19 protein-coding genes are annotated in these 20,807 nt (G+C 37.8%); all 19 read left to right on the top strand.

Annotation, left to right across the window (positions count from 1 at the left end; genetic code table 11):
* Window positions 1–19: 19 nt before the first annotated feature.
* The 19 genes from BUB66_RS05830 (at window position 20) to BUB66_RS05740 (ending at window position 20,614) form a co-directional block, all read left to right on the top strand.
* Window positions 20–1,384, top strand: coding sequence for a proline--tRNA ligase (locus BUB66_RS05830; protein WP_159431505.1), 1,365 nt, complete (start codon window positions 20–22; stop codon window positions 1,382–1,384).
* A gap of 60 nt (window positions 1,385–1,444) precedes the next feature.
* Entirely contained in the window at window positions 1,445–2,089 is a 645-nt protein-coding gene (locus BUB66_RS05825; RefSeq protein WP_073256099.1) for a glycosyltransferase family 2 protein, read from the top strand.
* 6 nt (window positions 2,090–2,095) lie between these two features.
* A complete protein-coding gene (locus BUB66_RS05820) occupies window positions 2,096–2,758 on the top strand; it encodes an MgtC/SapB family protein (protein WP_073256396.1) in 663 nt (220 codons plus the stop codon).
* A 14-nt stretch (window positions 2,759–2,772) separates the two neighbouring features.
* Complete coding sequence (locus BUB66_RS05815; RefSeq protein WP_073256097.1) at window positions 2,773–7,020, top strand: PolC-type DNA polymerase III; 4,248 nt, start codon at window positions 2,773–2,775, stop codon at window positions 7,018–7,020.
* A 159-nt stretch (window positions 7,021–7,179) separates the two neighbouring features.
* On the top strand, window positions 7,180–7,653 hold the full coding sequence (locus tag BUB66_RS05810; protein WP_073256094.1) for a ribosome maturation factor RimP: 474 nt from the start codon (window positions 7,180–7,182) through the stop codon (window positions 7,651–7,653).
* 11 nt (window positions 7,654–7,664) lie between these two features.
* A complete protein-coding gene (gene nusA / locus BUB66_RS05805; RefSeq protein WP_073256091.1) occupies window positions 7,665–8,696 on the top strand; it encodes a transcription termination factor NusA in 1,032 nt (343 codons plus the stop codon).
* Window positions 8,697–8,709: 13 nt separating this feature from the next.
* Entirely contained in the window at window positions 8,710–8,985 is a 276-nt protein-coding gene (gene rnpM / locus BUB66_RS05800) for an RNase P modulator RnpM (protein WP_066353470.1), read from the top strand.
* Window positions 8,972–9,313 (top strand): L7Ae/L30e/S12e/Gadd45 family ribosomal protein, encoded by a 342-nt coding sequence (locus BUB66_RS05795; RefSeq protein ID WP_198409382.1) that lies wholly within the window; start codon window positions 8,972–8,974, stop codon window positions 9,311–9,313. The genes rnpM and BUB66_RS05795 overlap by 14 nt, the downstream gene beginning before the upstream one ends.
* Window positions 9,300–11,288, top strand: coding sequence for a translation initiation factor IF-2 (gene infB, locus BUB66_RS05790; RefSeq protein ID WP_073256088.1), 1,989 nt, complete (start codon window positions 9,300–9,302; stop codon window positions 11,286–11,288). The genes BUB66_RS05795 and infB overlap by 14 nt, the downstream gene beginning before the upstream one ends.
* A 22-nt stretch (window positions 11,289–11,310) precedes the next feature.
* On the top strand, window positions 11,311–11,673 hold the full coding sequence (gene rbfA, locus BUB66_RS05785; protein WP_073256085.1) for a 30S ribosome-binding factor RbfA: 363 nt from the start codon (window positions 11,311–11,313) through the stop codon (window positions 11,671–11,673).
* Entirely contained in the window at window positions 11,651–12,670 is a 1,020-nt protein-coding gene (locus BUB66_RS05780; RefSeq protein WP_244269765.1) for a DHH family phosphoesterase, read from the top strand. Before rbfA ends, BUB66_RS05780 begins: the two co-directional genes overlap by 23 nt.
* Entirely contained in the window at window positions 12,654–13,553 is a 900-nt protein-coding gene (truB, locus tag BUB66_RS05775; RefSeq protein WP_073256082.1) for a tRNA pseudouridine(55) synthase TruB, read from the top strand. The genes BUB66_RS05780 and truB overlap by 17 nt, the downstream gene beginning before the upstream one ends.
* A gap of 11 nt (window positions 13,554–13,564) precedes the next feature.
* Window positions 13,565–14,503, top strand: a complete 939-nt coding sequence (locus BUB66_RS05770) for a bifunctional riboflavin kinase/FAD synthetase (protein ID WP_073256079.1) — start codon at window positions 13,565–13,567, stop codon at window positions 14,501–14,503.
* 213 nt (window positions 14,504–14,716) lie between these two features.
* The gene (rpsO, locus tag BUB66_RS05765; RefSeq protein ID WP_073256076.1) at window positions 14,717–14,986 is read left to right on the top strand and encodes a 30S ribosomal protein S15; all 270 of its coding nucleotides are present in this window, start codon (window positions 14,717–14,719) and stop codon (window positions 14,984–14,986) included.
* Window positions 14,987–15,099: 113 nt separating this feature from the next.
* On the top strand, window positions 15,100–17,208 hold the full coding sequence (locus BUB66_RS05760; protein WP_073256073.1) for a polyribonucleotide nucleotidyltransferase: 2,109 nt from the start codon (window positions 15,100–15,102) through the stop codon (window positions 17,206–17,208).
* Window positions 17,209–17,328: 120 nt separating this feature from the next.
* Complete coding sequence (locus BUB66_RS05755; protein WP_073256070.1) at window positions 17,329–18,045, top strand: polysaccharide deacetylase family protein; 717 nt, start codon at window positions 17,329–17,331, stop codon at window positions 18,043–18,045.
* Window positions 18,046–18,133: 88 nt separating this feature from the next.
* Window positions 18,134–18,583, top strand: coding sequence for a dUTP diphosphatase (gene dut, locus BUB66_RS05750; RefSeq protein WP_084098826.1), 450 nt, complete (start codon window positions 18,134–18,136; stop codon window positions 18,581–18,583).
* 55 nt (window positions 18,584–18,638) lie between these two features.
* Window positions 18,639–18,893 (top strand): YlmC/YmxH family sporulation protein, encoded by a 255-nt coding sequence (locus tag BUB66_RS05745; RefSeq protein WP_073256064.1) that lies wholly within the window; start codon window positions 18,639–18,641, stop codon window positions 18,891–18,893.
* 53 nt (window positions 18,894–18,946) lie between these two features.
* Window positions 18,947–20,614, top strand: coding sequence for a ribonuclease J (locus BUB66_RS05740; protein ID WP_073256061.1), 1,668 nt, complete (start codon window positions 18,947–18,949; stop codon window positions 20,612–20,614).
* Window positions 20,615–20,807: the final 193 nt, after the last annotated feature.

Here is a 20,807-nt window from a genome sequence, read left to right as displayed (position 1 = left end):
TTTTAGAACTGGAAATACGGTGACTTTGTTCTCCCTCGGCGTTGAGTTGTTCAAAAACATCACTGATGCTGTGGAAGAATATCTGAAATCGAACGGATTTAAAAAGATTATCCAAAAAGACCCTTCTTATCAAGACATTATTAAAGAGGTAACATCACCTAAACAGCTACCTCTGTTTTTTTATAGCTTTTCCGGTGGATTTCATTTTTACTTATATTCGATTGGAGAAAAGTCATCAAAGGTTAAAGACATTATTGATTACATACTGAAAAAATATATTAGAGAAATGGTGGATGTTGTACAAGAAAGCGAAAAAATATCGAAAGCGGTAATAATACCTCAAGCTCCGTTTAAATTTTTCACTTGCTCTTTTTGCCGGTACTCAACCACCGCAGATTACCCGTTGAAATATTTGCCTGACAACTATCCCGGTGAAAAAGGGAAACCTGTTGAAAAAGTATTTACACCCAGTAAAAAAACGATAAAGGATCTGTGTGATTTTTTAGGAATACCTCCAGAAAAAACCATAAAAACATTGATATATAAAGCATATACTGAAAAAGAAAAAAATTATTTCGCCGTATTGGTCCCAGGCTCCAGGAATATAGATGAAAGGAAGTTAAAATCGGTATTAAAGGGAAAAGAGGTAGAACTTGCAGGTATAGAGGAGGTAGAGCGATTGACGGGAGCACCCCACGGCTTTGCAGGTCCCGTTGATTTAAAGGGGTTGAAGATAATAGCCGATATAGAGGTCGCAAAAATGAGGAATGTTGTAACTGGAGCAAATGAAAGGGATTATCATTTGATTAATGTGAACCCCGGCCGTGACTTTTATATAGATATACTTGCCGATGTAAAAGAAACGCAAGAAGGGGATAGCTGTCCATTATGCGGAAATAAATTGAATATAAGGGAAGGCATTAAAATAGCAGAGTGGGAAAAGTTTTGTTATAAGAATATGGAAGCAGAAACTGGAACTATCTATTTTGATAATGTGATATTGGCACTTTCTGAACAAAATTGTGACGAAAAAGGACTGAAGTGGCCGTCGACTATTGCTCCGTACAAAATTGTTGTAATACCAATTAATGTAAAGGATGAGAAACTCGTAAACTATGCTTTTTCATTATATACCAAACTAAACAAAATAATTCCGACAGTCATAGATGATAGAATTCAAAGTCCGGGAGTGAAATTTAAAGATGCAGAACTTTTGGGTTTTCCCATCTTTATAATCTTAGGCCCAAAATCATTCGAAAAAGGCACCGCGGAAATTAAAATAAGGAAAAGGGATGAAAAATTAGAAATCGATATCGTTAAAGTAATTGAAAAAGTGTGTGAACTTTTAAACTTGCCAACGAAGGACTGCTGTGTTGAATTTTAAAAGTAACTGTGATACATTTTTCTTGCTGGAAACATTTTAAGAGAAGAAAGGAAGATTTTAATGCCTGTAGCGGCAGTGATTCCTGCATATAATGAGGAAAAGACGGTAGGGAGCATACTCCAACTTTTAAAATCGGTAAGTCTTATTGATGAAATTATTCTTGTCAGCGATGGTTCCACTGACAATACAGCATATATCGGCAGAAATTTTGGCATAAATGTAATAGAACTTCCACAAAACCGTGGAAAAGTTGGTGCTGTAATGTGCGGGATTAAAAGTACAAACGCAAATGTCATATTGCTTTTAGATGCCGATTTGGTAGGTTTAAAAAAGGAGCACGTCTACGACCTTTTACTGCCCGTTTTAAAAGGCGAATCAGACATGACTATAGGAGTTTTCAAAAACGGCAGAGGAGCCACCGACCTTGCTCAGAAGATTGCTCCGTTTTTATCGGGTCAGCGTGCTGTCCAAAGATGGGTTTTTGATAAATTGAAGGATTATGAAGTAAAGGATTATGGCCTTGAAATGGCCCTTACCATTATAGCTAAAAAAGAAAATTTAAGAATTAAGACAGTTGTTCTCAACGAACTAACCCATGTGATGAAGGAAGAAAAGAGGGGTTTTATCATAGGTGTTGCGTCCCGTATAAAAATGTATTGGGATATTCTGACTTGTATGCTTAAATTAAAATTAGAGGTGTTTTAAGTGGAAATGTCCCAAGCTGATATCCTGCTTAGACTTTTCTTGTCGGTTTTATTGGGAGGCATCATCGGAATAGAAAGGGAGAGCGTGAATAGGCCTGCAGGTTTCAGAACTCATGTACTGGTTTGTACAGGATCGACCCTGACAATGTTAGTGTCCATATATATGTTTGAAAAATACCGCGCCCTTACGGCAATGGACCCGGCTCGAATTGCGGCCCAAGTGGTAAGCGGTATTGGTTTTTTGGGTGCAGGCACCATAATTAGAGTGGGGCCAACCGTAAAAGGTTTGACTACCGCTGCAAGCTTGTGGACGGTAGGTTCTATCGGTCTTGCGATTGGAAGCGGATTTTATGTAGCTGCCGTAGTTGCCACTTTATTTACCTTTTTAACTTTGATATCTTTGTCCAGGATCGAAAATTTTATAATTGGGAGGAAACTTTTACACTCTATATGTTTAATCGTAGATGATAAGCCCGGTCAGATAGGCAAGATTGGTACTGTCTTGGGCGAAATGGGAGTGAGTATCAGAAAAATACGAATTGAAAATGCTGAACAAGAGGATTCAAGGGTAGCGATATCTCTTTTAATCCGTTTACCGTCGAACGTTAAGCTGGATGAAGTAATTTCTCGGTTTTATCAAATAGATGGTGTATATAGTATAGAAACATAACTGGGGGATACATTATGATAAAAATGAACGTCGTCCTTGATACGAGCAAGTTCAGTTATGAAGAAAGTCTACTATTAGACAATGTTTTCATCAATAAAGTGACCGTTAATGTCGCTAAAAGAAAGATAAAAATCGAATTGGCTACAGATCAAAAACTATCTGAGGAAATGATCTTGAAAATCCAAAACGGATTAAAAGAAAGTTTGAAAGGTTGTCTGAATGTTTCTTTACATTTTGTAGAAAAGAATCTCTGGGGAGAAAAAAAGCCAAGTGAGGTAGTTAAGGTAAACTGGAACGAGTGTTTGAAAAGTCTTTTTAAAAAGATACCTTCGGCTAGACTATGGATGTTTAATAGCACATGCGAGTACGACAAAGGTACTTTATTTGTTTATATCGAAAAAAACGGAATAGAATATTTGCAAAAGAAACGATGCGGTAAGTTTATAGAAGAATTTTTCAAAAATCTAGAAATTAGATTGAAAGTTGAATTTAAAGAGAAAGAACAAACAGAATATTATGACATATCTGAGGAAGAAAGACAACTTGTAGAAGCCATATTGAAAACTACAACCGAAAAATCCGATGACCGGCCGAAGGAAGAAGTTTCAAATGACGTAATTTTAGGCAAGGATGTGGAAGGCGAGCCGGTTCCTTTAAAGGATATAACCGACGAAATTAACGAAATAATCGTATGCGGACAGGTATTCAAGTTAGAATCCAGGGAAATTAAAAACGGCTCTAAAATGATTACTTTCGGGCTCACCGATGGTTCAAGTTCTTTGCCGGTAAAAATATTTTCATCTTCCGAAAATTATTGCAAGCTAGAAGCAATCGAAGAAGGAATTTGGTTAAAAATAAGAGGGAAAATTGAAAAAAATTCTTACTCAGGAGAATTAGAAATAAAACCAAAAGACATCAAAGTCATACCTAAACCCACTAGAACGGACAATTGCGAAAAAAAGAGGGTGGAATTACATTTGCACACAAAATATAGTGCCATGGATGCGGTTTGTTCACCTAAAGAAGTTGTTGAACTGTGCAAAAATTGGGGACATAAAGCAGTGGCCTTTACGGACCACGGTGTCGTTCAGTCCTTTCCTGAGGTTTACGAAGCTGCCCAAAAAGCAGGTATTAAACCAATCTATGGTCTAGAGGCTTACATATTTGATGACGAATTTCCTGTAATAGTCGAACCACCTGAAGGATTCATCGACGACTTTGTATACGTAGTCACCGATATAGAAACAACAGGTTTATCCATGGATTTGGACGAAATAATAGAGATCGGTTCGGTCAAAATCTATCGTGGGGAAATAATAGATAGATTCCATTCCTTTGTAAATCCCCGAAAACCCATTTCTCCACAAATAACTAATTTAACCGGTATACGTAACGACATGGTAGAGCAGGCACCGTTTATAGAGGAGGTCCTTTCAAATTTTCTGAAATTTGTGGGAGAAGGTATATTTGTAGCACATAATGCTGAATTTGACTCGGGTTTCATTAGAAGGGACTGCGAAAGGCACGGCATGAAATTTAACAATAAAGTGATAGATACTTTAAATCTCTCGGCCATTGTTTTTCCAGAACTTAAAAATCACCGTTTAGAGACGATTGCTAAAAAGTTCAATATAAATATGGGGAAACATCACCGAGCAGACGATGATGCCAATACGACAGCAATGATACTCATTGAGTTATTTAATTTGCTTAAAGAAAAGGGAATAGACGACCTTTCCAAAATAAATTATGTGGGAAAGAAAGCTGCTCAACACCTAAATTCTTACCATGCTACCATTTTGGTAAAAAATCAAAAGGGACTGAAAAATCTTTATAAATTAGTTTCTGCCTCTCATCTAGAGTATTTCTATCGCCATCCCCGAATTCCCAAAAGTCTCCTAAGGCAACACAGAGAAGGATTAATTATAGGGTCGGGATGCGAGGCCGGAGAATTATTCAAAAGTTTAATTTACCATCATTCGGAAGATGATATTAGGCGCATTGTGAGCTTTTACGATTTCTTAGAAATACAACCTTTACAAAACAATAAATTTTTAATTGAAAAAGGCGTTTTGGCCAATGAAAAAAGCCTTGAAGAGTTAAACAAAAAAATTTATTCTTTAGGCAAAAAATACAGCAAACCCGTCGTAGCTACCGGCGACGTGCACTTTTTAAACCCCCAAGATGAGATTTTCAGAAAAATTTTGCTCACAATTCAGGGATATAAGGACAGCGATATCAATTCAGGCCTTTACCTAAAAACGACGGAGGAGATGCTCCGTGACCATGAATACCTAGGTAAGGACGAGGCAATAGAAGTGGTAATCGAAAATCCAAACAGAATTGCGGATGAGATAGAAGATGAAATAAAACCGGTTCCCGATGAACTTTATCCTCCCAAAATAGAAGGGGCCGATGAAGAAATTATAAACATGACCTATAAAAGAGCTGAGGAGTTGTATGGCAAAGATCTCCCTGAAATAGTTAAAAAGAGAATAGAACGGGAATTAAACTCGATAGTGAATAACGGATACTCGGTTATATACTTGATTGCTCACAAGCTTGTGAAAAAATCTCTTGACGACGGTTATCTAGTGGGGTCCAGGGGCTCAGTAGGCTCATCGCTCGTTGCGACAATGTGCGGAATTACCGAAGTCAACCCGCTACCTCCCCACTATTTATGTTCAAGGTGCAAAAAATCTATTTTCCCAGAAAACGTCGAGGGAATTGTGGGACCAGACCTCCCCAACAAAAATTGCCCTGATTGTGGAATTCCCATGAAAAAAGACGGATATAACATACCCTTTGAAGTTTTTATGGGTTTTGAAGGGGACAAAGTACCTGACATAGACCTGAACTTTTCCGGTGAATATCAGCCTACTGCCCATAAATATACCGAAGAATTATTCGGAAAGGACAACGTATTCCGTGCCGGTACCATTTCAACAATAGCGGAAAAGACCGCCTACGGTTTCGTTAAGGCTTTTCTAGAAGAGAAGAATATGAGTGCATCTGAATACGAGATTAATCGTTTGGCCGCCAGTATAACCGGAGTCAAACGAACTACAGGACAGCACCCGGGAGGTTTAATGATTCTTCCGAAGGATAAGGAAATATACGAATTCACACCAATCCAGTATCCCGCCGACGACAAAGAGTCTGGAGTTATCACTACGCATTTTGACTATCATTCGATAAGCGAACGATTGCTCAAACTTGATTTATTAGGTCACGACGATCCTACTGTTATCAAAATGTTAGAAGAAGAAACGGGCGTTAATGCAAAGAAAATCCCTTTAGATGACAAAGAAACTATGAAAATTTTCTCCTCCGTCGAACCCCTGGGAGTAACCCCTGAAGATATAGGGACGACCGTAGGAACGTTAGGCGTTCCCGAATTCGGGACAAAATTTGTAAGGCAGATGTTGGAAGAAACTCGTCCTACGACGTTTTCAGAGCTTGTAAGAATAAGCGGCCTTTCCCACGGCACAGACGTTTGGCTTAACAACGCCCAAGACCTCATAAGAAATAAGATAGCAACTCTTAAAGAGGTTATAGCAACCCGCGATGACATTATGATTCATTTGTTGGAAAAAGGTGTTGAACCCAAAATTGCGTTTAATATAATGGAGAAAGTTAGAAAAGGCAAGGGATTGAGTCCTGAAGATGAAGAGGTTTTAAAGAAAAATAACATAGAACAGTGGTTTATAGAATCCTGCAAGAAGATAAAATACATGTTTCCCAAGGCCCATGCAGTTGCCTACGTAATTATGGCTTTCAGAATCGCTTATTTCAAAGTTCACTACCCGGAGGCGTTTTATGCGACTTACTTTACTGTAAGAGCCGATGACTTTGATGCCGAACTCATACTGCAAGGGCCTAAAAAGATAAAAGAAGTAATAGAGGAAATTAATAAAAAAGAAAAAAATGCTACCCCGAAAGAAAAAAATTTGCTCACCATTTTAGAAGTAGCAAATGAAATGTACATGAGAGGTATTCAATTTTTACCTATAGACCTTTATAAATCGCATCATAAGAAATTTATCATTACTAAAGACGGGATTTTACCCCCGCTTAATGCCTTGCCAGGATTGGGTCTTTCCGCGGCGCAAAGTATTTACAATGAACGGCAAAAAGGGAAATTTACATCAATCGAAGATCTCAGAATACGGACAAGAGTAACAAAAAATGTTATAGAAATTCTCCGGCAAAACGGTGTCCTCAATGGTTTGCAAGAAACAAACCAGATTAGTCTATTTTGAAGCATTTCTTGATATTGTAATAAAAACTAATATGTGTTATAATAATTAAAGATAATCATTTGAATTCATTAAGCTTAGGAAGCGTAAGAGTGGGTTTAATCCCACTCTTTCATATTAGTAATCGCTTTCTATATAAACTATTTTAAAAGGGTGAAGGGAATGCAAAAAAATAAAATTTTAAAAAAGGTAAGTGAAATTGGAGAACGAGTGGTGAACTCCAAGGGATTTGAGATGGTCGACGTAGAATTTGTTCAAGAAAGTGGGTCCTGGTATTTAAGGTATTACATTGATAAACCAGGAGGGATAACCTTGGATGATTGCCAGGAAGTGAGCGAAGAAATAAGTAGGTTGTTGGATATAGAAGATCCGATTCCTCACAGTTATATATTGGAAGTTTCATCGCCCGGCATAGAGAGGAGGCTAAAAAAGGAGAAAGATTTCATAAAGTACATCGGCTCGGAAGTAGAAATAAGGACTTTTGAACCTATTAACGGAAAAAAAGTTCTAACAGGAACTTTGAGCGATTACAATAATGGGATAATAGTATTAAAAACAAATTCGGCCATTATAAATATTCCTTTTGAAAAAATATCTACTGCTAAACTGAAATACAAATTCAATTTTGACGAATAGGAGAGGTAAAAATGAATATCGAATTTATCGAAGCTTTAGATCAAATAGAGAAAGAAAAAGGTATTTCCAAGGAGATACTTTTAGAAGCTATTGAAGCTGCCTTAGTTTCCGCCTACAAGAAAAATTACGGTACGGCACAAAACGTAAAAATTAATATAGATAGGGCAACAGGAGAAGTTAAAGTTTTTTCTCAAAAAACGGTTAAAGAAGAAGTGAAGGATCCACTTTTAGAAATTAGCCTGGTCGATGCTAAAAAAATTAATCCCTTAGTAAAAATAGGTGATATAATCTCTATAGAGGTAACACCTCAGAAATTTGGGCGAATAGCAGCTCAAACTGCAAAACAAGTAGTAATGCAGCGTATTAAAGAAGCAGAGAGGAACATTATATACGAAGAATTTGCCGGAAGAGAAACGGATCTTGTAACAGGAACAGTACAGCGTTTCGATAAAAAGAATGTAATTATCGATCTAGGAAAAACCGAAGTTATTTTGCCACCAAATGAACAGATACCAACAGAAACCTATACCCCTGGAGATAGATTAAAAGTATATATCCTTGAAGTTAGGAAAACAACCAAAGGACCAGTCATCGTAGTGTCCAGGTCCCATCCGGGATTGATAAAAAGATTATTCGAATTGGAAGTACCTGAAATATACGAAGGAATTGTGGAAATAAAGAGCATTGCGAGAGAAGCAGGTTCTAGAACTAAGGTGGCTGTTCACTCAAGAGATGAAAACGTAGATCCGGTGGGGGCCTGCGTTGGACCGAAAGGCGCTCGTGTTCAAGCCGTGGTGGAAGAATTAAAAGGAGAAAAGATAGATATCATAAAATGGAGCAAAAATGCGGCGGAATATATTTCAAACGCCCTAAGTCCTGCAAAGGTCATTAACGTAGAAATTGAGGAAGATAGTAAAATAGCACGGGTATTGGTGCCTGAACACCAGCTTTCCCTTGCTATAGGCAAAGAAGGACAAAACGCAAGACTTGCGGCAAAACTTACAGGTTGGAAGATAGATATAAAGAGTCCCAAAAATGGTTAAAGAGGGGATGAAAATGAGCCCTAAAAAAATTCCCATGAGGATGTGCTTAGGTTGCAAACAGATGAAACCTAAAAAAGAATTAATCCGTATCGTAAGGACACCGGAAGGTTCAATTGAACTGGATCTTACAGGAAAGCGTTCAGGTAGAGGAGCTTATTTTTGCAAAGACGTTAAATGTCTGGAAAAGGCACTAAAAGAAGATAGGCTATCCAAAGCATTAGACCATGAAGTGAGCAAGGAAACAATAGAAAAGCTGAAGGAGGATTTAATAAAAAGTGAGGCTCTTTGATATTCCGCCATTGCTTGGAATTGCCCGTAAGGCAGGCAAGGTTGTAGCGGGTCAGGAAGCGGTGGAAAGAGCCATTTTGTCGAAAAAAGTTTTCTTGGTTATAGTATCTGAAGATGCATCCCTAAATACAAAAGGTAAGTTTAAAAGCATTTGTAAATCGAAGGGAATAAATTGCATAATCTACGGCACATCCGACGTGTTGGGAAAATCTATCGGAAAGGAAGCCAGAAAGATTATAGGTATTACCGATAAAAATTTTTCGAAAGAGATACTAAGGCGTCTAGGTGCGACAAAAACGACGGAGGTGGGGAATATTGTCGAAAGTTAGAGTGTACGAACTTGCTAAAAAGCTAGGAATATCTAGCAAAAAATTGATTTCCATATTGGAAGAGTTGGACGTCGATATAAAAAATCACATGAGCAGCCTTGAAGATGATATGGCTCAACTGATAATGGATTTGGTCTCAGAAGAAAAAGGCAGTAAAAAAACAAAAAATGAGACTCCAAAAGCCCCGGAACCGCCCAAGAAAACAGAAGAAGTAAGCACAAAACCGAAAATTCAAAAGGTTGTTCTCCCGTCCAAAATAAGCATCAAAGATTTAGGCAATCGAATAAACATCGAGCCGGTCAAGTTGATAAAAAAATTAATGGATTTTGGACTAATGGTAAATATTAATGCCGAAATAGATTTCGAATCGGCCAAGAAACTAATAAAAGAATTTGGATATGAAGCCGAGGAAGAAAGAGAAGATAAACTTGCCGAACTAGAGAAGGAAGAGGAGACGCGGCCAGAAGAACTAAAACCGAGACCCCCGGTTGTAACCGTCATGGGACATGTAGATCACGGCAAAACGACGCTTTTGGATGCAATAAGAGAAACGAATGTCGCTGCATCTGAAGCAGGAGGTATTACACAGCACATAGGAGCTTCGCAGGTGGAAAAAGATGGTAAAACAATAGTATTCATTGACACACCGGGACATGAGGCTTTCACCGCTTTAAGGGCCCGCGGAGCAAAAGTAACAGATATAGTAGTTTTGGTAGTCGCCGCTGACGACGGAGTTATGCCTCAAACCGTAGAAGCTATCAATCACGCAAAAGCAGCGGGAGTGCCTATAATTGTGGCGATAAACAAAATAGATAAACCGGGCGCCAATCCTGAAAGGGTAAAACAACAGTTATCGGAATACGGTCTAATACCCGAAGAATGGGGCGGGGACACCATATTCGTCAACGTTTCTGCTAAAAACCGCATAGGAATTGATACTTTATTGGAAATGATACTTTTAGTTGCGGAAATGGCCGAACTCAAGGCTGATTACAACGCAAGGGCTTCCGGAGTAATAATTGAAGCCAAATTAGACAAAGGTAGGGGTCCCGTGGCCACAGTATTAGTGCAAAAAGGCACTTTAAAGGTCGGCGATGCAATAGTAGCTGGACCGGCTTATGGAAAAGTAAGGGCGATGAGAGATTCTAGGGGCAGGATGGTAAAATCGGCAACTCCTTCTATTCCAGTAGAGGTCATGGGTTTTTCCGAAGTTCCCAGTGCTGGCGATGTTATAAGAGTGGTATCTAGCGAGAAAGAGGCAAGGGAGATTGCGGAAAAATACCAAGAAATCCATAAAGAAAAAGAGAATATAACTACTCCTAAAGTTTCATTAGATAGAATTTTTGACAGGATAAAACAGGGAGAAATAAAAGAACTCAATTGCATAATAAAAGCCGACGTGCAAGGTTCGTTAGAAGCTTTAAAACTTGCATTAGAAAAATGTTCGACGGATCAGGTACAAGTAAAAATTATTCATGGAGCGGTAGGAGCGATAAACGAAAGCGACATATTGCTCGCGTCTGCTTCTAATGCCATAGTAATAGGTTTTAATGTAAGGCCCGATTCAAACGCTAAAAAATTAGCTGAACAAGAGAAGGTCGACATTAGAACTTACAGGGTAATTTATGATGCCGTAGATGACATTAAAGCTGCAATGAAAGGAATGTTAGAGCCGGAGTTCAAAGAAGTCATATTAGGAAGAGCTGAAGTAAGAGCCCTGTTTAAAGTTCCGAATGTGGGTACTGTTGCTGGGTGTTACGTTACCGAGGGAAAGATAACGAGGAATTCTTTCATCAGAGTAATCAGGCAAGGGGTAGTAATATATGAAGGGAAAATACTTTCTTTAAAAAGATTCAAAGATGATGTGCGTGAAGTAATGAGCGGCTTTGAATGCGGTATAGCTATTGAGAAATTCAACGACCTCAAAGAAGGAGATATACTGGAGGCATTTGTAAATAAACAAGTGGAACAATAATGAAAACCGGGGAGGCATTGAGGTGGAATTTTCTAGAACTGAGAGGGTATCTGTAGAAATTCAAAAGGCAGTAAGTGAGATTATCAACAACGAACTTAAAGATCCCCGCATTCAAGGTCTAATATCCGTAACGAAAGTAGATGTATCCAAGGATTTACGGTACGCAAAGATTTTTCTAAGCATATATGGAGACGAGGAAACGAAACATAATGTCCTTGAAGCGTTAAACCACGCGGAAGGTTTTATAAAGCGGGAATTGGCAAATCGTGTAAGACTTAAATTTATGCCAAAATTAAATTTTAAACTTGACGAATCAATAGAATACAGCATTTATATTTCAAAATTGTTAAAAGATATGAATAATGATAACGGAGATGAGTATTAGAAAAATGGATTTTCCTAGACTTGCGGATGTAATCTTTAAACATAACTCTTTTATTGTAACATCGCATATCATGCCCGATGGCGATGCTGTGGGTTCGATTTTAGCCTTGACTACAGTTTTGGAAAAATTAGGTAAATATGTGATGCCTATCATTAACGATGTTGTTCCCGCAAAATTTAATTTTCTACCACATTCTGAAAAAATAAGATCATATATACCGGAAAAAGATCGCGCTGAAGTTATGATATGTTTGGACTCGGGTGATGTAGAGAGACTAGATTTCAAAAAAGACCTAAGATCGATCTGTAAGCTTATAATTAATTTGGACCACCATAAAAGCAATTCATTATACGGAGATATAAATATTATAGACGACAAATCGTCCGCTGTAGGCGAAATGGTATATTATTTAGTTAAGACTCTCAACGTGCCAATCGATATCGATATAGCCACGTGCATATACACTGCAATTATTACAGACACCGGCTCCATAAAATATTCCAATACTACCCCATCGTGTTTGAAGATATTGTCAGAAATGGTCGAAATCGGAGTGCGACCGGATTTCATTAGTAGAGAAATCTTTGAAAAGAAAAGTTACGCATCGATTTTGCTGTTAAAAGAAGTATTAGGTACCTTAAAACTTTCCGAATGCGGCAAAATAGCATACATGGAGCTAACGAAAGATATGTTAAAAAAAGTAGGGGCGAAAGAAGAAGATGCGGATGGTTTTATCAATTTTGCAAGAGAAATAGAAAGCGTGGAAGTGGCAGTCCTTTTTAGAGAACAGGATAATTCAAAAGTAAAAGTTGGATTGAGGTCTAATGTATGGGTGGATGTAAGCAAAATAGCTGAGGAATTTGGAGGGGGCGGCCATGCACGAGCCGCCGGATGTACTCTTGAAGGCCCCTTGGAAAAAGCAAAGAGCATTTTTTTGCCTGCTTTAAAAGAATATGTAAAAACGTCGAAGAGGGATCACGGTGAACGGAGTAATTAACTGTTTAAAACCGCCTGGAATGACTTCTCATGACGTCGTAGATTTTTTAAGAAAACAACTGGGTACAAAAAAGGTTGGACACGGTGGCACGTTAGATCCCGGTGCAGCCGGTGTTCTGCCGATTTTTGTTGGAAAGGCTACAAAAGCGGTAGAGTTTTTTGAAGTCAGCGAGAAAGAGTATGTCGCAGAAATGACACTGGGCGTCACGACCGACACTGGTGACAACATGGGCAAAGTTTTGGAAACTAAAGATTGTAACACGGAATCGGCATCTATAATCGAAGTTTTTAATAAATTTGTTGGGAAAATACAGCAAATACCTCCTATGTATTCAGCGGTGCGGCACAAGGGGAAAAAACTATATGAGCTTGCTCGCCAAGGGATTGTTGTCGAAAGAAAACCACGAACAGTAGAAATTTATTCCATAGAGCTCATTAAGTATGAAAAACCACGGGTTTTATTCAGAGTAAGCTGCTCCCGAGGCACTTACATTAGGACGCTTTGCGAAGATATCGGACGAGCACTGGGTTGCGGCGCTCATTTATCTTGTCTTATAAGAACAAAGCTGGGGCCTTTTAAAATATCTCACGCTATAACTTTAGAAGATATAAAAGCTTCTGTATCATCGGGAAAATCGCAAGAAATCCTTATGTCTATAGACAAAATTCTTTCAACTTTCATGTCCTCCGTTATTATTCAATTAAGAAACGAAAAATCTTTTTTCAAAGGCACCGAATTTCCTATAGAAAACATATCAACCGAACCGGATAATGAAAATCAGTATGCGGTAATTTATGATCAAAAAAAACAATTTCTCGGTGTGGGAAAAATATTTTATCGAGGGCTAAATATTCTGGTTAAGGTACAAAAGTCTTTTTTATGAGGTTGAGAATGATGAAAGTATACAGTAATTTTGATGCTTTAGAAGTAAAGACTCCAACTGCTTGCGGAATGGGGAATTTCGACGGCGTTCATTTGGGTCATCAAAGATTAATACATGAACTGGTAACAAGAGCCGATAAAGAAGGCCTCGAATCATTCGTTGTCACTTTTGAACCCCATCCTTTAAAAATTTTATCCCCTAAAGATGCTCCACCGTTAATAACCTCTCTCGAACAAAAAAAGAAACTTATTGAAAACTATGGGGTAAAAAATCTCTTGCTCATACCTTTTACTAAGAAGTTTTCTCAGATGTCTTATGAGGAGTTTGTTGAACGTATATTAGTTGAAAAATTAGATGCGAAACTAGTAGTAGTCGGTTATAATTTTCTATTTGGCAAAGGCGGAAAGGGTACGGCAGAAGAGCTGAAATCTATAGGATTGCAAAAAGGTTTTGAAACCTTAATTATACCACCTGTTGCTGTTAATGGAAGAATTGTCAGCAGTACTATAATTAGAGATATGATTGAAAGTGGCAACATGAAAGAAGCAAAGGCGTTACTAGGCAGGCCTTTTAGCATTCGAGGGAAAGTAGTAAAAGGTGAAGCTATAGGGAGAAAATTAGGATTCCCGACAGCAAATGTTTTCCTATCATCTTACATAATCAAACCAGCTTTCGGAGTTTATGCGGTTCTGATATCTCGAAATGGCAAACTTTACCACGGAGTAGCAAATATAGGGCAAAAACCTACTTTTAAAAGCAAAGCCAATGTCTTTAGCATAACTTTAGAAGTTCATATTTTTGATTTTAATGAGCAAATATACGGCGAAGAAATAGAAGTATATTTTATTGAAAAGATAAGGGAAGAAAGGGCATTTAGAGACGTTGAAAGCCTTCTATTGCAAGTAAAAATGGATATTGAAAAAGCACGTTCTATATTAGATCATATTTAAGAGGATGATTTTTTATAATGGAATTAATATTAAGAATGATGTGTTAAACATAAAAGTAAAGGAACGAGGCTTACTTATATTAATCTTGTAATCGTTATCGCTATATGCTATAATAATTTTTGATTGAATTGATGAACCCTTACTCGGTCAATCGATGCCTCCGACGATCGACTGGGTTACAGGGGATTTTAATATATTGAGGAGGTGAAAACAGTGGCATTGGACAAAGAAGCAAAGCGCGAGATAATCGAGAAATTTAAAATTCACGAAAACGATACGGGATCTCCAGAAGTGCAAATCGCTATTCTGACTGAAAGAATTAACCAATTAACAGAGCATCTTAAAATACACAAGAAAGACCATCATTCTCGTCGCGGACTCCTAAAAATGGTTGGAAAAAGAAGGGCTCTTTTGAATTACCTGAAGAAAAAAGATTTAGAGCGATATAAAAATGTCATAGAAAAGCTTGAACTTAGAAAATAGGTTAATGCGGGGATTCCCCGCTTTAATTTTTAAAAGCTCAAAGAAGGAAATAATAACAATGATGTAGAATAAAAATTTATATTTCCAATTAAGGGAAAGGAGGATAATTTTACTTGGAAGTTTTTAAAACAGAAATAGCAAGTAGACCTTTTATCATAGAAACAGGAAAAATGGCCCAGCAAGCTAATGGGGCTGTAATCGCAAGATATGGCGATACAGTAGTTTTAGTTACGGCTACGGCCTCAAAAGAACCGAGAGAAGGTGTAGATTTTCTGCCGTTAACAGTAGACTATGAAGAAAGACTCTATGCCGTTGGTAAGATTCCGGGAGGTTTTATAAAAAGGGAAGGAAAACCCAGCGAAAAAGCTATACTCTCCGCAAGAGTTATAGACAGACCCTTACGGCCGCTTTTCCCGAAAGGATTCAGAAATGACATACAGATTATAGCTACCATCCTTTCCGTAGATCAGGATAATACTCCAGATGTTGTTGCCATAAATGGTGCTTCTATTGCGCTTTGTATATCAGATATACCTTTTGAAGGACCAGTAGGAGCAGTTTCGGTAGGCTTGGTTGACGGAAATTTCGTAATAAATCCGACGGTAGAACAATACGAAAAAAGCAAGTTGAGACTTATTGTTGCAGGAACAAAAGATGCTATCTTAATGGTGGAAGCTGGAGCAGATGAAGTAACAGAAGAGGATATGATAAACGCAATAAATTTTGGACACGAAGAGATAAAGAAAATAGTCCAATTTCAGGAAGAAATTATCGCAAAAGTTGGAAAACCCAAGATGGAATTTACTGTTCAAGAAATAGATCCGGAATTGGAAAAAGCGGTAAGAGAATACGCAAGAGAAGAAATACTCAAAGCCATAAGAATATACGATAAGCAGGAAAGAGAAGCTTATTTGCAAAAAGTAAATGAGGATACTATTGCTCATTTCCAGGAAACCTACCCTGAAAAGGAAAAAGAGATTGCAGACGTATTGTACAACATTCTAAAAGAAGAAGTAAGGAATATGATAACCTATGAAGGAATAAGGCCTGACGGGAGAAAAAGCACTGAAATTAGGCCTATTTCGTGTGAGGTAGGCATTTTGCCGCGAACTCACGGCTCAGGTTTATTCACCCGCGGTCAAACCCAAGTTTTGACGGTAGCTACTCTTGGAGCATTAGGTGACGTCCAAATCTTAGATGGGCTGGAATTGGAAGAAAGTAAGAGGTTCATGCACCATTACAATTTTCCGCCTTATAGTACAGGCGAGACTAGAGTGTTGAGAGGTCCTGGAAGAAGGGAAATCGGCCACGGAGCATTGGCAGAGAGAGCTTTAGAGCCCATGATACCTCCGGAAGAAGAATTCCCATATACGATAAGATTGGTTTCTGAAGTCTTAAGTTCTAACGGTTCTACCTCTATGGCCAGCGTTTGCGGTTCTACCCTGGCATTGATGGATGCTGGCGTTCCTATAAAAGCTCCTGTAGCCGGTATTGCTATGGGACTCATCAAACAAGATGACAAAGTAACTATACTATCGGATATTCAAGGGATAGAAGACTTTTTAGGTGATATGGATTTTAAAGTCGCAGGAACTTCTAAAGGAATTACAGCAATTCAAATGGATATAAAGGTCAAAGGGATAGATACAGACACCTTGAGAAGAGCATTAGAACAGGCGAAGGAAGGGCGGCTATACATCCTAGAAAAGATGCTGGCAACTATCTCTAGTCCCAGAAGCGAACTATCTCCTTATGCGCCGAGAATATTCACTACAGTAATTGATCCTGAAAAAATAAGAGATGTCATCGGTCCAGGCGGAAAGATGATAAACAAAATCATTTCAGAGACTGGAGTAAAAATTGACATCGAAGATGACGGCAAAATATATGTAGCAGCACCTAATGAAGCTGCCGGAAAAAAAGCACTGGAAATGATTAAAAATATAACTCAGGATGTAGAAGTAGGCAAGATATATCTCGGTAAAGTTTTAAGGATAACAAATTTTGGAGCATTTGTAGAAATTCTCCCTGGAAAAGAAGGGCTCGTCCACATTTCGAAATTATCAAAGGGACGGGTAAAAAGGGTAGAAGATGTAGTAAGAATTGGAGATGAAATTTTGGTAAAAGTTACCGACATAGACAAACAGGGTAGAATTAACCTTTCCCACAAAGATGTTTTTCAAGAAAAACAATCTAAAAATAAGAACAAAGCAGAAGCATAAACCGAGGTTCATCGGTTTATGTTTTTTTATGTCATAAATAGTCGAGAAGTAAAGTATGATTCATAATAGATAGCATGAAATTCTAAGTCTATGTTTCGATATTTAAGGGGGGCACTCATAATGAGGTTATATATTTTTAAAATCCCCAGAAATGTAGCAAAAGTATTTTGCATCTTAATTCTTATCGCAAGTTGGATATTTGCAAAGACAAATATGCCAGATGAAAATCTTCCTGTACTATGGCAACCAATCTACCAAGCTGAGACTGATAAAAAAATTATGGCTTTTACATGTAATGTGGCTTGGGGAAATGAGTATATACCCAAAATGCTGGAAATATTTGAAGAAAATGGAGTTAAAATAACTTTTTTTATTGAAGGCAGATGGGCGGAAAAAAATCCAGATCTACTAAAGTTAATACATTCTAAAGGGCATGAAATCGGAAATCACGGTTACAGCCATTCTCATCACGCCAGTCTCTCTTTTGATGAAAATGTAAACGAAATAAAAAAAGCAGAAGAAATCATTAAAAATATAATTGGGGTTAAAACCGAACTTTTTGCACCTCCTTATGGAGAATATGGAAAGCAGACTTTAAAAGCAGTAAATGCACTGAATTATAAACTGGTTATGTGGAGTATTGATACTATTGACTGGAAAAAACCTGGCGCAAAATATATTGTCGACAAAGTAATTAAATATGCAGGAAATGGGAAGATAGTTCTGATGCATCCAACCGAAGATACAATAACTGCTTTACCTACCATCATAAAAAACCTTCACCAAAATGGGTACAAAATTACAACTGTTAGCGATCTTATCTCAGAAGGCAGTTAAGCCTTCATTTATCTTGAGTTGAAATCCGGTGGTAATTAATGTATACTTTAATTGAAAAAATATAACCTACATAGGGAGAGATCGTTTATTGAACACTGTAAAAATAAAAGTTAAAAGAATAAGAGGAGCAGAAGATTTACCCTTGCCAAAATATATGACGTCATTAGCTTCGGGTATGGACCTCTATGCCAACGTAAAACACGATTTAGTTATAGAACCAGGAAAATACGAAATAATACCAACTGGAATACAACTTGAGATACCACCTGGTTTTGAGGGACAAATTCGCCCAAGAAGCGGCATTGCTGCCAAATATGGAATTACCCTTTTGAACAGCCCGGGAACAATAGATGCCGATTATCGGGGTGAGATAAAAATAATCCTGATTAACCACGGAACAAGCAATTTTACAATAAAGCGGGGTGATAGGATAGCGCAACTCGTTATAACTCCTGTAACCAAGGCAGAACTAGTTGAAGTAGAATCTCTAGAAGAAACTCAACGGGGAAGCGGAGGTTTCGGCCATACAGGTTTATAAAAAGAGTTATTTTTAATAAGTTCTCCCCATAAAATAATTTTATGGGGGGATGATTATGCGATTAGGAGATTTAAACGGAAAGGACATAATAAACTTGAGCAAAGGGGTTAAATTAGGTATATTAGGTAATTGCGACCTTCTCATCGATGAAAAGTCAGGTAAAATTGAGTATTTACTAATACCTAACAAGAGAAGCAAATTTTTTTCGCTAGGCGAGAAAAATTATATGAGGATATCATGGAGTTCTATTAGAAAAATTGGTCCGGATGCTGTAATTTTAGATGTAGATGACATCAATTTAGAAAGATAGCACAAAATAAAAATTATCGAAACAAAAATCGGAATAATGGAGGTGTTTTTTTATTGTCCAAAAATGAACAAAAGCTACTTATCATTCCTTTAGGTGGATTGGGTGAAATAGGTAAGAATATGACAGTAATCCAATACGAGCGGGAAATTCTCGTCATTGATGCCGGTCTTATGTTTCCAGAAGAAGAAATGCTTGGAGTAGACATGGTGATACCGGACATTTCTTATTTAGTGGAAAATAAAGATATGGTAAAAGGAATCCTGATAACCCACGGTCACGAAGATCATATAGGTGCATTACCGTATGTATTACAACAGATTAACGCTCCCATTTACGGAACTAAACTAACAATGGGGTTAGTTGAAGGCAAATTAAAAGAAGCTAAATTTAAAAAAAGTGTAAACATGAATGTAATAAACCCACCGGCATCGGTGAAAATCGGAAGTCTGACCGTGGAATTTTTTAGAGTTAACCACAGCATCCCTGATTCTGTTGGAATAGCTATTCATACTCCATTAGGAACTGTTTGCCATACAGGGGACTTTAAATTCGATCAAACTCCGGTTGATGGGAAGATAGCAGACCTCCATAAACTCGCCGAATTAGGTTCAAAGGGTGTGCTCGTGCTGCTTTCAGACAGTACCAATGCCGAGCGCCAAGGCTATACAATGTCAGAAAAAGTTGTCGGAGTTACAATAGAAGAAATATTTAGCAAGGCAAAGGGGAGGATAATAGTTGCAACCTTTGCAACAAACATCCACAGAATACAACAAGTTTTCGATGCAGCATTTAAATTTGAAAGAAAGGTTGCCGTCGTGGGACGTAGCATGGTAAATACTGTAAATATTGCACTCAGTTTGGGATATCTTTCAATACCCAAGAACTTGATGATGGAGCTAGATGATATAAGTAAACTTTCTAAAGAAAAAGTAGTAATAATTACGACTGGCAGTCAAGGCGAACCAATGTCGGCGCTTACTCGTATGGCCATGTCCGAACATAAGAAAGTAGAAATTATTCCAGGAGACACAGTGCTGATAGCAGCAACTCCAATTCCGGGAAACGAGAAGTTGGTTGCAAGGACGATAGATCACCTTTTCAAACAGGGAGCAGAAGTCATATATGAAGCAATATCGGGCGTCCATGTTTCTGGACATGCAAGCCAAGAAGAACTTAAGCTTATGTTGAATTTAGTAAAACCTAGGTATTTTGTTCCAGTTCACGGGGAATATAGACATCTCATTCACCACGCTAACCTTGCCAAAGAAGTAGGAATTCCTGAAAAGAACATTTTCATTGCAGAAAATGGAAGAGTTATAGAATTAACAAAAGATTCAGCCAGGTTGGCGGGCAAGGTTACAGCGGGCAAAGTCATGGTTGATGGGTTGGGCGTAGGGGATGTAGGAAATATAGTGCTAAGAGATAGAAAACAGTTAGCACAAGATGGTATTTTAATAGTAGTTGTTACAATAGATAAAGAGACAACAGAAGTAGTTGCTGGCCCTGACATAATCTCAAGGGGTTTTGTTTATGTTAGGGAATCCGAAGAATTAATGGAACAATCAAAAGAAATTGTAAGGCAGGCCTTGGCAAAATGCCAAGAAGAAAAAATTACCGAGTGGTCTATGATAAAATCTCAAGTAAGAGATACGTTAGGAAAATTTTTATTCGAACAGACCCACAGAAGACCAATGATACTGCCGATAATAATGGAAGTATGAAAAAAAGTTCTTTTTCTTCTCCAAGTGGGGGGAGAATCCTTGCTATCTAGATTAAATGAGCTATAAGTAATATTTTTTTATCCCAATTTCTTAATTTCCAATATATAGGCCCTCGAACTACTTTGAGAAAACCTGTGTAAGTCCTAATATAACAATAAATGTTGATTCAATTGTGATAGCTAGCGGAGGTAAA

The organism is Caldanaerovirga acetigignens (genome assembly GCF_900142995.1).
In the GTDB taxonomy this organism is placed as follows: domain Bacteria; phylum Bacillota; class Thermosediminibacteria; order Thermosediminibacterales; family Thermosediminibacteraceae; genus Fervidicola; species Fervidicola acetigignens.
The sequence above is the reverse complement of the archived record's forward strand: the minus strand, read 5'-3'. Positions and strand labels throughout refer to the sequence as shown.

Excerpts from the sequence above, each read along its gene's own strand:
- BUB66_RS05780 (WP_244269765.1), top strand. The coding sequence starts at position 11,651 with ATGATAACGGAGATGAGTATTAGAAAAATGGATTTTCCTAGACTTGCG.
- BUB66_RS05810 (WP_073256094.1), top strand. The coding sequence starts at position 7,180 with ATGCAAAAAAATAAAATTTTAAAAAAGGTAAGTGAAATTGGAGAACGA.
- BUB66_RS05755 (WP_073256070.1), top strand. The coding sequence starts at position 17,329 with ATGAGGTTATATATTTTTAAAATCCCCAGAAATGTAGCAAAAGTATTT.
- BUB66_RS05745 (WP_073256064.1), top strand. The coding sequence starts at position 18,639 with ATGCGATTAGGAGATTTAAACGGAAAGGACATAATAAACTTGAGCAAA.
- BUB66_RS05770 (WP_073256079.1), top strand. The coding sequence starts at position 13,565 with ATGAAAGTATACAGTAATTTTGATGCTTTAGAAGTAAAGACTCCAACT.
- BUB66_RS05820 (WP_073256396.1), top strand. The coding sequence starts at position 2,096 with ATGTCCCAAGCTGATATCCTGCTTAGACTTTTCTTGTCGGTTTTATTG.
- rnpM (WP_066353470.1), top strand. The coding sequence starts at position 8,710 with ATGAGCCCTAAAAAAATTCCCATGAGGATGTGCTTAGGTTGCAAACAG.
- nusA (WP_073256091.1), top strand. The coding sequence starts at position 7,665 with ATGAATATCGAATTTATCGAAGCTTTAGATCAAATAGAGAAAGAAAAA.
- BUB66_RS05815 (WP_073256097.1), top strand. The coding sequence starts at position 2,773 with ATGATAAAAATGAACGTCGTCCTTGATACGAGCAAGTTCAGTTATGAA.
- BUB66_RS05825 (WP_073256099.1), top strand. The coding sequence starts at position 1,445 with ATGCCTGTAGCGGCAGTGATTCCTGCATATAATGAGGAAAAGACGGTA.